The sequence below is a fragment of the Halospina denitrificans genome, assembly GCF_004364635.1.
Taxonomy (GTDB): domain Bacteria; phylum Pseudomonadota; class Gammaproteobacteria; order Pseudomonadales; family Oleiphilaceae; genus Halospina; species Halospina denitrificans.
Genome location: NZ_SOAX01000003.1, coordinates 158029 through 170749 on the forward strand (window position 1 = coordinate 158029; position 12721 = coordinate 170749).

12 protein-coding genes are annotated in these 12721 nt (G+C 59.6%); 6 read left to right on the forward strand and 6 right to left on the reverse strand.

Annotated features, from left to right (window positions below):
* Positions 1-3 precede the first annotated feature (3 nt).
* From DES49_RS07730 to DES49_RS07740, 3 genes are all read left to right on the forward strand, one after another.
* Entirely contained in the window at positions 4-759 is a 756-nt protein-coding gene (locus tag DES49_RS07730) for a CLCA_X family protein (RefSeq protein WP_133735837.1), read from the forward strand.
* Positions 760-846: 87 nt separating this feature from the next.
* Entirely contained in the window at positions 847-1170 is a 324-nt protein-coding gene (locus DES49_RS07735) for a DUF6522 family protein (RefSeq protein ID WP_133735838.1), read from the forward strand.
* Positions 1171-1617: 447 nt separating this feature from the next.
* Complete coding sequence (locus DES49_RS07740) at positions 1618-2229, forward strand: PEP-CTERM sorting domain-containing protein (protein WP_133735839.1); 612 nt, start codon at positions 1618-1620, stop codon at positions 2227-2229.
* 69 nt (positions 2230-2298) lie between these two features.
* Here DES49_RS07740 and fghA read toward each other — a convergent pair whose 3' ends face one another.
* The 3 genes from fghA to DES49_RS07755 form a co-directional block, all read right to left on the reverse strand.
* Positions 2299-3153, reverse strand: a complete 855-nt coding sequence (gene fghA, locus DES49_RS07745) for an S-formylglutathione hydrolase (RefSeq protein WP_133735840.1) — start codon at positions 3151-3153, stop codon at positions 2299-2301.
* Between the two features lie 28 nt (positions 3154-3181).
* Positions 3182-4291 (reverse strand): S-(hydroxymethyl)glutathione dehydrogenase/class III alcohol dehydrogenase, encoded by a 1110-nt coding sequence (locus DES49_RS07750; protein ID WP_133735841.1) that lies wholly within the window; start codon positions 4289-4291, stop codon positions 3182-3184.
* Positions 4292-4378: 87 nt separating this feature from the next.
* Entirely contained in the window at positions 4379-5626 is a 1248-nt protein-coding gene (locus DES49_RS07755) for a polyhydroxyalkanoate depolymerase (protein WP_133735842.1), read from the reverse strand.
* Positions 5627-5743: 117 nt separating this feature from the next.
* On the opposite strand from DES49_RS07755, the gene DES49_RS07760 reads away from it, so the two are divergent.
* The 3 genes from DES49_RS07760 (at position 5744) to DES49_RS07770 (ending at position 8760) form a co-directional block, all read left to right on the forward strand.
* Positions 5744-6535: a 3-hydroxybutyrate dehydrogenase gene (locus DES49_RS07760; protein ID WP_133735843.1), complete on the forward strand. Its 792-nt coding sequence runs from the start codon at positions 5744-5746 to the stop codon at positions 6533-6535.
* A gap of 76 nt (positions 6536-6611) precedes the next feature.
* On the forward strand, positions 6612-7625 hold the full coding sequence (locus DES49_RS07765) for an MBL fold metallo-hydrolase (protein ID WP_133736145.1): 1014 nt from the start codon (positions 6612-6614) through the stop codon (positions 7623-7625).
* Positions 7626-7770: 145 nt separating this feature from the next.
* Complete coding sequence (locus DES49_RS07770; RefSeq protein ID WP_133735844.1) at positions 7771-8760, forward strand: aldo/keto reductase; 990 nt, start codon at positions 7771-7773, stop codon at positions 8758-8760.
* 13 nt (positions 8761-8773) lie between these two features.
* Here the strand turns inward: DES49_RS07770 and DES49_RS07775 are convergent, their stop codons facing one another.
* From DES49_RS07775 to DES49_RS07785, 3 genes are read right to left on the reverse strand one after another with little or no spacing between them, the layout of a single operon-like run.
* Positions 8774-10465 (reverse strand): TIGR03545 family protein, encoded by a 1692-nt coding sequence (locus tag DES49_RS07775; protein ID WP_133735845.1) that lies wholly within the window; start codon positions 10463-10465, stop codon positions 8774-8776.
* A 15-nt stretch (positions 10466-10480) separates the two neighbouring features.
* On the reverse strand, positions 10481-10999 hold the full coding sequence (locus DES49_RS07780) for a TIGR03546 family protein (protein ID WP_166646033.1): 519 nt from the start codon (positions 10997-10999) through the stop codon (positions 10481-10483).
* A gap of 48 nt (positions 11000-11047) precedes the next feature.
* Positions 11048-12718, reverse strand: coding sequence for an ectoine synthase (locus DES49_RS07785; protein ID WP_133735847.1), 1671 nt, complete (start codon positions 12716-12718; stop codon positions 11048-11050).
* Between the last annotated feature and the right edge of the window lie 3 nt (positions 12719-12721).

Genomic DNA, 12721 nt, shown 5'->3' on the forward strand with positions numbered 1-12721 from the left:
CCAATGCCATCTCAGCCAACTGCGGATGCCACACCCAGCATGAGCTTTGCCGACCTGAGGCGTCGTTTCGGGTTCCGCAGCATTGCCATCGGCAATTGGGTTACCCGCGAGGAACAGGCAAAGGCCGCCGTCCAGTTCCAACGCGCCCTGGAAGACCTGATGCAGCTCCTTGGCGGCCCGGAACAGCTCGTCTCCCTGCGCGGCAGCCTCACGCTGAATTACGGAACCGGCGGTCAGCCCGGCGTGGCTGCCCACTACGAACCTGCCCGGCGGTGTCTGGCCCTGGCCAAGAACGCCGGCCCTGGAAGCCTTGCCCACGAATGGTTTCACGCCCTTGACCATTACCTGGCGGACAAGGCGTTCCGGGGGGTTTCGACCGGCACTTTTGCTTCCCGCGCCTGGCTGGATAACGCCGAGCCAATCCAGCATCCGTTGAACCAGCTACTCAGGGCCTGCTTCCACGCGGTGATCCTCAGCGAGAACGGTGAGCACCCAAGCGAGCTGTTCAACGCGTCCGCCGGGATGGATTCACAGCTCCATACCCATTACTACAGCAAACCGGAAGAGCTCTGCGCACGCGCCTTTGAAGCCTTTGTTCAGGACACCGCACCCCGGAACGCATTCCTGGTCAGGGGCACCCGGGCAACCCGGGAGGCCGAACTGGGCCTTTACCCGAAACCACCCCAGCGGGGCCAGATCAACCAGGCATTCGCCACCTACTTTGCCAGCCTTGGCAGAGCACTCCACAAAACCGGCTAACAGGTGACATGGTTCGCCAGTGATTGACCGCTTTTTCAATCCGCTGATAATTTAATCCACTTACCTGCCACCCACTCCAGAGGCCCCATGACCGCGATCCCGAAAGAAGCTGTCTCCGTTGCTGGTGATGACGTTACCGTAGACGCCGAGGTGCTGGCACCCCGGCTGGGCCTTTCCGTGACAGCGCTGCAACAGGCCATGAACGAGGGAAAGGTTCGTACGCTTGTTGAACGCGGTGAAGATGAAGATGCTGGGCGTATGCGACTGACGTTCCGGTACGGGGGCATCCAGTTTTCCGTGATGCGGGAGCCGGGTGGGCAGCTGCATGAAACCGAACCACCGCCGCCGGAGCGCCGGCCTGTTCGCCCTTCCCTCATGCAGCTGATGGATTCGGACAGCGGGGACCACTGAGCCCTCTTACGACGCCCAGAGCGCCATCGCCTCCTCGGTCACCATGGCATGGCGTCGCGCGAGGGCCTTGCGGGCGGAAGCTGCTCTCCGCCCGTAGTAGCCCATTACTCCGAAGCTGGTCGACCAGCAATCCGAACTTGCTCATCGGGAATCGGTGCTCATCCGGAAACGGGAAACTGTAATTCGGATGATGAACAATCGGCACCATTAACTCACCTGGAAACACCAACTGGAAGGCCCCACAGGAGCTTTGTCAGATAATTATACACGCAGGATCGAAAGCAGGCTCATGACGCATTCGGGTGTCGACTTTCTTTACAGACGTACTCCATCGCAAGCGACAAAACTAGGCTTTTACCTTTTAAATCCGCCACATAAAATTTCTGGCACCCTTCATGCTTAGATTGCGCGGTCATTAACAATGGTTCATACGAAGGGAGTACCACCATGCAGTCTATCCGTAGTCTCGCCAAAAACAGCATCCTCCTCGGCGCGCTTGCAATCGCCGCAGGTTCCGCCAATGCCAACCTGATTCAGAATGGCAGTTTCGAAAACCCCGATGTTGATACCGGCAGCTGGGCATACTTTTCTTCCAGCGATGTCCCCGGCTGGGACGGCAGCAATATCGAGGTCTGGGACAGCTACAACGGCGTCAATGCGTTCGATGGCGTCCAGTTCGCCGAGCTGAATGCTCATCCGGATACAAACAACGCGTTTGAGATCTATCAGGACATCAACACTCAGATTGGCCAGTGGTACGACATTTCCTTTGCCTACCGCGCGCGCAATAACGACAGTGAAGAATTCCAGTTCCTGGCAGGCAACAGCAACTGGAACCTGAATGATCATGCTACAACTGGTTGGAGCCTGTTCTCCGGCGCATTCCAGGCGTCCTCAGCAACGTCGCAGATCAGGTTCCTGAGCGTGACCCCGGAGACCGGCACCATGGGTAACTTTCTGGACGACGTTCGGGTAACTGCCAAGGTCCCGGAACCGGGAACCCTCGCTCTGCTGGGACTTGGTCTTGCTGGTCTGGGCATGGCGCGCCGGCGGCGCTGATTCTGCCAGACCCCGTTACACCGCATCCGGCCCCAGTGCCGGATGCGCTCGTTTTGGCCCCGGACCGCCTCAACGCGTGGCGTTCAGAACACCGGCGTGATGGCGTAGATGATCCTCGATGAAGCTGGCAATGAAAAAGTAGGAATGGTCGTAATCCGGCTGCGTACGTAACTGCAGCGGCAGGCGTGCCTGTTCGCAGGCGTCGCGCAGTGCCTCCGGCTGCAGCTGCCCATCGGCGAGGAAGTTGTCCGCATCCCCCTGGTCCACGAGAAGCTCTTTCACGCGCGCTCCGCCACGGATCAGTTCACAGGCATCCCACTCCTTCCAACTCTCCCGATCATCCCCCAGGTAGCCACTGAATGCCTTGACGCCCCAGGGGCAGCGGCTTGGGTTACAGACTGGCGCAAAGGCCGAGACCGAACTGAACAGCTCCGGGTTCCTGAGCGCACAGACCAGAGCGCCGTGGCCGCCCATGGAGTGGCCGCTGATCGATTTCTGGTCCGTGAGCGGCAGCTGCTCCTCAACCAGCGCCGGCAACTCCCGGGTTACGTAATCGTACATCCGGTAGTGGGCGTTCCAGGGTTCACGGGTTGCGTTGAGGTAGAATCCGGCGCCGGACCCGAAATCATAGCTGTCATGTTCACCGGGCAGTTCCGTCCCTCTGGGGCTGGTGTCCGGACAGACGATGGCCATACCCAGCTCAGCCGCCACGCCGTGCGCGCCGGCCTTCTGCATGAAGTTCTCATCCGTACAGGTCAATCCGGAGAGCCACCAGAGCGCAGGCACCAGCCGCACTTCCGCCGCCGGGGGCAGATAGACGGCAAAGGTCATTTCACAATCCAGGACACTCGAATAATGCCGGTAACGGCGGTGCCAGCCGCCAAAACTGCGATTGGCGGATACTTCGGTCAGCATCGACGTCATCGTGTTTCCTTCCCCTGCAGCATGAATCTCAATAATGGAGGACTGTGCGGATACTCTTGCCGGCGTGAAGCAGTTCAAATGCCTCGTTGATCCGCTCGAACGGCATGTCATGGGTGACAAATTCGTCGATCATGATCTCGCCTTTCATATAGCGATCCACGTAGTCCGGAAGCTCGCTGCGGCCCTTAACGCCGCCAAAAGCCGAGCCCTTCCAGACGCGCCCGGTGACCAACTGGACGGGACGGGTACTGATTTCCTCCCCGGCGCCGGCCACACCGATGATGATGGATTCGCCCCAGCCCTTGTGACAGCACTCAAGCGCTGATCTCATGACGTTAACATTGCCAATACACTCAAAGGAGTAATCAACACCGCCATCGGTCTGGTCGATGATGACCTGCTGGATGGGGTCGTTGTAATCGTTGGGGTTCACAAAGTCAGTGGCGCCGAACTGCCGTGCCATGTCGAACTTGTCCGTGTTGATATCGATGGCAATGATCCGGCTGGCGCCGGCCATTTGCGCCCCCTGGATCACAGCCAGGCCAATGGCCCCCAGCCCGAAAACGGCCACCGTGGCGCCCCGTTCCACTTTCGCCGTGTTGAAAACGGCGCCGATGCCAGTGGTCACGCCGCAGCCCAGGAGGCAGATCTTGTCCATGGGCGCTTCCCTGGAAACCTTCGCAAGCGAAACCTCCGGCAGTACCGTGTATTCACTGAACGTCGAGCAGCCCATGTAGTGGTGCAGCGAACGGCCATTGAGCGAGAAGCGGGAGCTGCCATCCGGCATCACACCCTGGCCCTGGGTTGCCCTGACCGCCTGACAGAGATTGGTTTTACCGGAGAGACAGAACTTGCACTTGCCACATTCGGCGGTGTACAGCGGGATCACGTGATCTCCGGGTGCAACACTGGTTACACCGGCGCCCACGGCTTCCACGACGCCGGCGCCCTCATGGCCAAGCACGGAGGGGAAGAGGCCTTCGGGATCCGCACCCGAAAGCGTGTAAGCATCGGTGTGACAGACACTGGTGGCCACAAGGCGCACCATCACCTCCCCTTCCCGGGGATCCTCCACATCGATCTCGGTGATTTCCAGCGGTTTCCCTGCCTCCCAGGCAATGGCGGCGCGTGATTTCATGCAATGCTCCCTGTCGATATTGTGTCGGAATCTGTACGTCCCTGCGCTGACATTGGATGAGATTCCGGCAAAGTCAGCTCCCGGTTGTCAGGCGGCCCCCTTGCTCCCCTGCCGATCATCATGGCTGCGGATAAAGTCCTTCAGCCGGGGAGCGATGTCATTGCGCCAGTGACTCCCATTGAAGATTCCGTAGTGCCCGACGCCTTCTGCCAGATAATACTCTTTGCGCTCCTCGGGCAGGTTCTCGGCCAGTGTCAGTGCCGCGCGCGTCTGCCCGACTCCGGAGATATCATCCAGTTCCCCCTCAACGGCGAGTATGGGGGTCCTGCGTATGGCCGCCGGATCAATATGCCGGCCCCGGGATACCCACTCCCCCTTGGGGAGCGCATGCTTCTGGAACACCAGGTCAATGGTCTGCAGATAGAACTCCGCGGTGATATCCATCACCGACCGGTACTCCTCATAGAAAGCGCGGGTCTTTTCGGCACTGTCCTCGTCACCCTTGATCAGATGCTCGAACAGCTTCCGGTGCTTGAGAACGTGGTCGCCCAGATTCATGGTCATAAAACCGGCCAGCTGCAGGAAGCCTGGGTAGACACGGCGCATCATGCCCGCATGGGGCGGCGTCACAAGGGTAATCACACGCTTCTGGAACCAGGAAAGCGGCCGGGTGGTGGCAAGCTCGTTCACCTGGGTGGGCGCCTCCCGGGTATCAATGGGACCGCCCATCAACGTCATGCTGGCCGGGGTGCAGGGGTGGCCCTCCGCCTCCATCAGGCACACAGCGCCATAGACGGGCACCGCTGGCTGACAGACAGCCAGGACATGGGTGTTCGGACCGAGCTCGCTGAGCCAGTCGATCAGGTAGTCCACATAATCATCCAGGTCGAAATGCCCCTCCGACAAAGGCACATCCCGCGCGTCACGCCAGTCAGTGATGTAGACGTCATGGTCCGGCAGCAGCGCTTCGACAGTACCACGCAGCAGCGTCGCAAAATGGCCGGAAAGCGGTGCGACAATCAATATACGAGGATCCCCGGGCCGGTCACACTCCCTCTCAAAGTGCTTGAGCTGGCCAAAGGACTTGCGATGACAGATGGTTTCATGGACCGGCACGGATCGCCCATTGATCCAGGTCTCATCCAGGCCAAAGCGCGGTTTGCCATAGCGCCGAGTCAGGTGCTCGACCATATCGAAGCTCGCCGCCACCGACCGACCCACCGGGGTCCCCCCGATGGGATTCATCGGATGGCGCATCATGCGCAGCCCCTGATCCGCGACGTAATGCACCGGCGCCAGGGTCGAATGCTGGAATTCGTACAACGTATACAACATGATGGTACCTGCCTCTTCCGGAATCTGGGACTGCCCTATCGAGTCTTGATTCGCGGAGAGCGCGTGTCAACTTTATATTGAACAATAAATTTCGAACATTCAGAGGGAGCACGCATCATGACCGGACTCAAGGGGCTCAACGCTGTGATAACGGGTTCCACCAGCGGCATAGGCCTGGGCATTGCCAGGGGGCTGGCCGAGAGTGGTATGAACGTTGTCATCAATGGCATGGGGTCGTCGGAGGAAAAGCAGGCAATTTCGAAACAGATCGAAGCGGACAGCGGCGTGAAGGCGCCAGTATTCGATGCGGATCTGACCATGGGCGCGGAGGCCCGCGGCCTTATCGAACAGGCCCTGGATAGTCTTGGCAGCGTCGACGTTCTGGTCAATAACGCCGGCGTGCAGCACGTCAGCTGCATTGAAGAGTTCCCCGAGGACAAATGGGACCAGATCATCAACCTCAATCTCTCAGCCAGCTTCCATACCACCAAGGCGGCATTGCCCGGCATGCGCCAGCAGGGTTACGGGCGCATCATCAACATTGCCAGCGCGCACGGCCTGGTTGCTTCCCCCTACAAGTCGGCTTATGTGGCCGCCAAACATGGGGTTGTGGGCCTGACCCGGACCATTGGACTGGAGGTCGCCGAAGAACCGGATCTGACGGCCAATGCCATCTGCCCGGCCTACGTGCGAACGCCACTGGTGGAGGGGCAGATCGCCGACCAGGCGAAGGCGCACGGCATGAGCGAGGAGCAGGTAATCCGGGACGTCATACTGGCCGCACAGCCGAACAAGCGGTTCGCGACCATCGACGAGCTCGTGGCTTTCACCCGCCTGCTCTGCAGCCATGAGGGGCGCTCGTTCAATGGGGCAGCCCTGCCCATGGACGGTGCCTGGACGGCGCGGTGAGACAGCCTTTATGAGGAAATCCCGGCCACGGACCAACCTGTTACCCGGGCTGATCACGATCATGGTGTTATCTCTGATGAGCAATGGCTGCAGCAGCAATCGACATTACGATCCGGACAAGCCTCATCACACCGAGGATGGGTTCAGGAACAACTATCCCGTTGAAAGGCCGGGTGGCATGGATTTCCTGAGCTGGCAGTGGAACCGTTGGTGGGAAGGGCTGCCCAAGCCACCGGAGGCCCCCATCCAACCAACAGAGCCGGAGCTGGGCTTTATCCAGAACAACCGGGAAGACATCGCCGTGACCTGGGTCGGGCACGCCACTGTTCTGCTTCAGATCGACGGTATCAATGTGCTGACCGACCCCCAGTTCTCCGAACGGGCATCGCCCGTCTCCTTTGCCGGACCGCCGCGACACCAACGCCCGGGCGTTGCCCTGTCGGAACTTCCGCACATTGATGCGGTGGTCATCTCCCACGCCCATTACGATCACCTGGATCTGTTCTCGGTGCGCGCCCTCTACGAACAGGCGGGTGGCCCACCGGAATTTTTCCTGCCGCTGGGCATGGGGGCCTGGTTCACTGAAAACGTGACGGGCGGTAATGCCACGCATCTTACCGAGATGGACTGGTGGGAGCAGGCCTCCATACAGGGCCTGGAACTGCAGTTCCTGCCGGTCCAGCACTGGAGTTCGCGCACACCCTGGGACGAGAACGAGATGCTCTGGGGCGCCTGGGGTATCTCAAGTCCGGAATTTTCCTTCCTTTTCGGTGGCGACTTCGGCTACTCCCCTGACCTGAAAGACATTGGCGAACGTGTTGGGGGCTTTGATCTGGCAGCGATCCCCATTGGGGCCTACGAGCCACGCTGGTTCATGAAATCCCACCACGTGAACCCGCAAGAGGCCGTCCAGGCCCACCGGGACATTGGCGCAAACCAGTCCTTCGCGATTCACTGGGGGACCTTTGAGGGCCTGACCGACGAACCCCTGGACGAGCCGCCGCGGAAGCTGGCGAAGGCCAGGGAGGCCGCGGGGCTCCCTGAGGCTGAGTTCCGTGTCCTCAGCCATGGCGAGACGTTCCGCCCCTGAAAACGGCACTGGCCCTATTTCCCTCGTGTATCGGATATCTTTGTCGGCGTTATACGCTTGGTGATACTGTCGGAGGAGCGGTAAGTGAGGACGTAACCCCTCTCGAACATCCCGATAACCTTTTTATGATGGAGTGGGAGCAAGCATGGAAACCCGATCTTTCGGAAACACGGATATTCAGGTGACACCAGTCGGCCTCGGAACCTGGGCCATTGGTGGCTGGATGTGGGGCGGAACGGATGAAGCCCAATCCATCGATACGATTCACAGGGCGGTCGACAAGGGCATCGGCCTGGTCGATACGGCGCCGGTATACGGGTTTGGCCGCTCGGAAGAGATTGTGGGCAAAGCCCTGGCTGGTGGGCGCCGCGACAGGGTAGCCCTGGCCACGAAGGTCGCCCTGAACTGGAATGACGATCACGACAAGGTCTGGCGTGATGCCACTTCAGCCCGCATTGAGCGGGAGGTTGAGGATTCGCTGAAACGTCTGCAGACGGACCGGATCGACATCTACCAGGTCCATTGGCCAGACCCCAAGACGCCCATGGAAGAGACCGCGCGGGCCCTGGAAAAGCTCTACCAGGCGGGGAAGATCCGCGCCATCGGCGTGAGCAATTTCACCCCTGCGCAGATGGACGAAATCAGCAAAATTGTGCCCCTGCACAGCCTGCAGCCCCCCTATAACCTTTTCGAGCGGGATATCGAAGAGGAGATCCTTCCATACTGCCGGGAACATGGCATTGCGACCATTACTTACGGCGGGCTGTGCCGTGGTCTGCTGACCGGCAAGATGCGTGAAGATACGGAGTTTACCGGTGATGATCTGCGAAAGAACGATCCCAAGTTCCAGGGGGATCGCTATCGCCAGTACCTCAATGCGGTAACGGAACTGGATGCGTTTGCGCGTGAGCGCTACCAGAAGAATGTGCTGGCCCTGGCGCTTCGCTGGCTGGTGGACCAGCCGGGTGTCACGACAGCGCTCTGGGGCGCGCGGAGGCCCGAACAACTCGATCCGGTTGATGACATCGAAGGCTGGTCGCTCGACAGGGAAGCATTTGATGCGATTGATGCGATTCTCGCCAGATGCATCAAGGATCCTGTTGGACCCGAGTTCATGGCGCCACCCACCCGGTAGTGTCCGCAGACTCCTAAGGCCTTATGTCCTTCAGCGCTTTGCGCCGCTGGTCAATCTGTTCGCGGTATTCATCCAGCGCTTCCTGGCGTCCGGCCAGGGATTCAAGTTCAGGCCCCAGTTCTGCGCGTAATCTGTTTTCCAGCGCCTGCCGAGCCTCAGCCAGTTCGCCGCGAACCTCATCTCCCAGCGCCTTGCCAATAATCTGGTCAAGATTGGAGTTGAGGCTGATTTCCGGACTACCCAGGGTGCCGCCCACGCCCAGGTCCATGCGAAAAGAAGAAACCCCTTCAATGGCCCGGGCCAGCCGCTGAACAACCTCACCGGATTCCTCGGCGCCGGCCGCGAAGCTGGCCTGACTGACCTCTGTATTCACGGTCGCATCCAAGTCCCCGCCGGTGACGCTCAGGTTGCCATCAATATTCGCCTTACCCTCTTCCAGCACAATGGGAAGTTTCGAGCTGCCAGAGAAAGTGGCGTCCTTGAGGGTCAGCTGGCGCACTTTGAAATCCAGCTGATCACGGCCCGGCTCCTCGCGGTGATCAAAGGTCCCGTCCACCTCAAGGGTCGCGCCTGCCTCGTCGGTGCCATCGAGCTCCAGCGTCATGGGTTTGCCCCATATCGCCGGTTCTCGGGTTATATCCCGGATACTGCCGTCGAAGTCCACGTTACTGGCGCCCATCCGTGCCACGCCATCCACAGCCGCACGCTTGACCAGGAAACCAGGTAGGGGCTCTTCCTCGGGGAAGCGGATGTCCTCCCCTTCACCGCGCGGTGGGCCGGTTTCCTCTTCCGTCTCGCGACCGGCCATGTGCCTGGATGCGAGACGATAGCCGGTAAGCCCGTTATCCACCCAACGGCTGAGCTGCTCGCCCATCAGCTGACGGGTTACCCCCTGAAAGCCCTCATCCAGCCCGCTGGCCGCCATGAGCCGCTCAGCCTCCCGCGCGGGCAGGTTACGGGCCTGTTCGGCCAGTTCGCTCAACCGTTGACGGTCGCTTTTCAACCGATCATCAAGGCTGCTCACGCGCTCAAGGTCGCCGTCGATATCCTTTTTCAACTCGCGCACGCCTGCGACACGACTCAATGGATTCTTCTCCTTGAGTTCATCCCAGCGCTCACGATAGTTATCGACACTGTCGCCGCTCGGCAGGCTCTCAATGTGGTCGTTCCAGCCCTGCTCGATCTCCCTGGCTTCCGCGTCCAGTTCGTCCACCTTACCGGCCAGACGTTCGCGTTCCTCGTCGACGATCCTGTCGGGATCAGGCATTTCCATACCCGGCAGAACACTGCCGATATCAAAACCCTCGTCGCCGTCCTGGCCCGCCTCTTCCTTGCGTGAAAAAAGCCGGCCTTCGATAGCACCGCTCTCACTGCGCTCGGTGCCAAAACGCAGCCCTTCCACAGCCATTGTCTCGGCGATGAACTGGCGGCGCATCAGCGCATAGCCATCCAGCGCCATCTCGATGCGCCCTGCTTCCGTGATGTTGCGCATGGGCTCGTTGGGGTTGGTCACCTGGAGGCGATTAAGCTTGAGCGTCACCGGATTCAGGCCCAGATCGACACTGTCCAGCTCCACCTTCGCCCCCACGGCCTGGGTGCCGGCGAACTCAATACTCCACTCGATCAGCGGATTCGTGACCAGCCACAGCACCAGGATAATGGCGGCAAAGACACCCAGCCCCCACCAGCGTATCCATTGGGTCATAAAAGACTCCGTTAATCAGTGACTCATGGAAGAGTAGATGTCGTAGAACTTGCCGCCCCACTTGCTGCTCTTCAGCGCCAGCATCAGGCGTGATTTCTCGATACGCGCTTTCAGATGCTCGCGGTAGTTGCGGACAATGAAGATAACGCCGAAAAACACCGGAACGGCCAGCAACAGTGCAATCACCACCTGCCCCAGCAGCACGGTATTGTTAAAGCCGAGGAAGCGCCAGAAGCCGGTGTTGTACATGGCCGTCCACAGACCTTCCAGCATGCCGGCCTCGAGCAGCGTCTTGCCCAGGCTGTGCGCCAGCGGATCCAGAAGCCAGGCAATACCGGAAAACAGGGCGAAACTGACCAGAAACAGGCTCAGATTCACACGCAGCACAAGCACCAGAAGCAACAGGAACAGATTATGCGGCGCCCCCAGTGGCGAGAGCCCCATGAAAAGCGCCAGCAACACCGCAGCCGCAATCTGCGCTGGCGAGGTTTCCGAGTTCAACACTTTCAGGATGCGAGCGAGAATGCCGAGCACCTTCCATACTCCTTTGAGCAGTTACCGGATTTGGGGTTCAGGATATTCTCAACGCTCGAAGACGAACTCCTCGTACAGCAGTTCTTCGCAGTGGCGGCGTTTTTTCTCGAGATCCTGCTTGGACATGCCGCCCAGGAACAACAAGGCCACGCGGAAGCTGTAGCTGTCCTGATCCATCAGGTCGGACAACCGCTGCCCAGGGATGGCGACGATTTCGATGGTGGAGCCGGGGATGACTTCCTGTTCGATCCTGCGCACGGTCTCCTCGCTGGGCACCTGCGACACATAGGCATCTTCCCACTCGCGAAGGAAGAACTTGCCTGCCACGGCGAACTTACCCTCGCGATGCGGAAACGTCGGCCGGCGTCCAGTCGACAGTTCCACGGCCACCTGGTGATGGGAGCGCCCGTCCACTTTCTGGAAAAGCTGGCAGTGTGACTCGGAAATACGCGTGTTGATTTCCAGCAGCCAGATCTGGTCACTCTCCCGGTTCCAGAAATATTCGATATTGAACGGGGCGTTGTCGTAGCCGATGTGCTTGACCACCTTCTTCGTCAGCTCGGTCATCCGTTCCTGGACTTCATCCGGCAGAATCGTGGGGTACTGGTAACTGGAGAAGGTGGTCAGGTTTTCCTCGCGGAAGGAGTCGATGGTGCCGTATACCTCCACTTCGCCCTTGCAGGAGAAGCCTTCCTGGGTGCACTGCATGCCGCCGATGATGCTCTCGGCAATACAGTACTCACCCCCGATCTCGTCGAACTCGGCCGGCATCCTGACCATATCGAGCAGATAGTTGAAGGGGCCGGAGAACCGGCCGATGTTCGCGCGCACTTCTTCCATGGCGGTGTGGAACTGGCTGGCCTCATCGATGCGAAAGCCAAGATAGGAGGAAAAGGATTTCACCGGCTTGATCCAGAACGGGAAATCCATGACCTCAAGGACCTTGTCCAGGGCCTCGTCGTCAAACGGATTGAAGGCGCTGAACCTGGGGATGTTCTCCGGAACAACAGCGCGCTGCTCGACCCGGCTCCAGTATTTGTGCTCGCATTTCAGCACGGATTCCAGGCTCGCCGACGCCAGATCAAAGCTGTCACAGATAATGGGAACAATGGTACTGACCGGAAAGTCGATGTAGTGGATGACGCCATCCACCGCCCCCTTGTGTTCGCGGATCTGCTTCTTCGCGTGCTGGATGATCTCCTGGATGGGGTATTTCTTCTGCTCCAGGATCTGCCTGGAATCGAGCAGCGGCACGAAATTGTAGTGATCGGCCATGTCGATGGTGGCCAGCATTTCACGATTGAAGTCGTTCAGCCCGATCACGAAAATCGTTTCTTCCCCGAACTGGCTGAACGAGCCGCTCTCGTCCTCGATCTCGTCGCCGGCCAGCGCCGGGTAATACACACATACAAGCTGCAGCTCGGTGTGCGCTCTCACAATGTATTCGTCGTTCTGGTTGAGCGCATAGACAGCCCCCGGGGTGAGCGGGTGGCAGGTCCCATCCTTGGTGCTTTCCACTTCGCCCTCGCCACGGATGCAGTAGACCGTCTCCATATGATACTTGTGCCAGAAGCGATTCTCGGTGCCCGCCTGCATGACAGTGTCGTGCAGCGAATAGCCCATGCGGTCATCACGGCGGATCAGGCGCCGGCTGGAATAGTTAGGTCCGGCAATTACCCGGTTGGTATCGGCGAGTTCATTGACATGACGATAGATCATGGT

Bases quoted from the DNA above. Each gene is read 5' to 3' on its own strand.
- DES49_RS07770 (WP_133735844.1), top strand. From the start codon at position 7,771: ATGGAAACCCGATCTTTCGGAAACACGGATATTCAGGTGACACCAGTC.
- DES49_RS07730 (WP_133735837.1), top strand. From the start codon at position 4: ATGCCATCTCAGCCAACTGCGGATGCCACACCCAGCATGAGCTTTGCC.
- DES49_RS07755 (WP_133735842.1), bottom strand. From the start codon at position 5,626: ATGTTGTATACGTTGTACGAATTCCAGCATTCGACCCTGGCGCCGGTG.
- DES49_RS07750 (WP_133735841.1), bottom strand. From the start codon at position 4,291: ATGAAATCACGCGCCGCCATTGCCTGGGAGGCAGGGAAACCGCTGGAA.
- DES49_RS07760 (WP_133735843.1), top strand. From the start codon at position 5,744: ATGACCGGACTCAAGGGGCTCAACGCTGTGATAACGGGTTCCACCAGC.
- DES49_RS07765 (WP_133736145.1), top strand. From the start codon at position 6,612: ATGAGCAATGGCTGCAGCAGCAATCGACATTACGATCCGGACAAGCCT.
- DES49_RS07735 (WP_133735838.1), top strand. From the start codon at position 847: ATGACCGCGATCCCGAAAGAAGCTGTCTCCGTTGCTGGTGATGACGTT.
- DES49_RS07785 (WP_133735847.1), bottom strand. From the start codon at position 12,718: ATGATCTATCGTCATGTCAATGAACTCGCCGATACCAACCGGGTAATT.
- DES49_RS07775 (WP_133735845.1), bottom strand. From the start codon at position 10,465: ATGACCCAATGGATACGCTGGTGGGGGCTGGGTGTCTTTGCCGCCATT.
- fghA (WP_133735840.1), bottom strand. From the start codon at position 3,153: ATGACGTCGATGCTGACCGAAGTATCCGCCAATCGCAGTTTTGGCGGC.
- DES49_RS07740 (WP_133735839.1), top strand. From the start codon at position 1,618: ATGCAGTCTATCCGTAGTCTCGCCAAAAACAGCATCCTCCTCGGCGCG.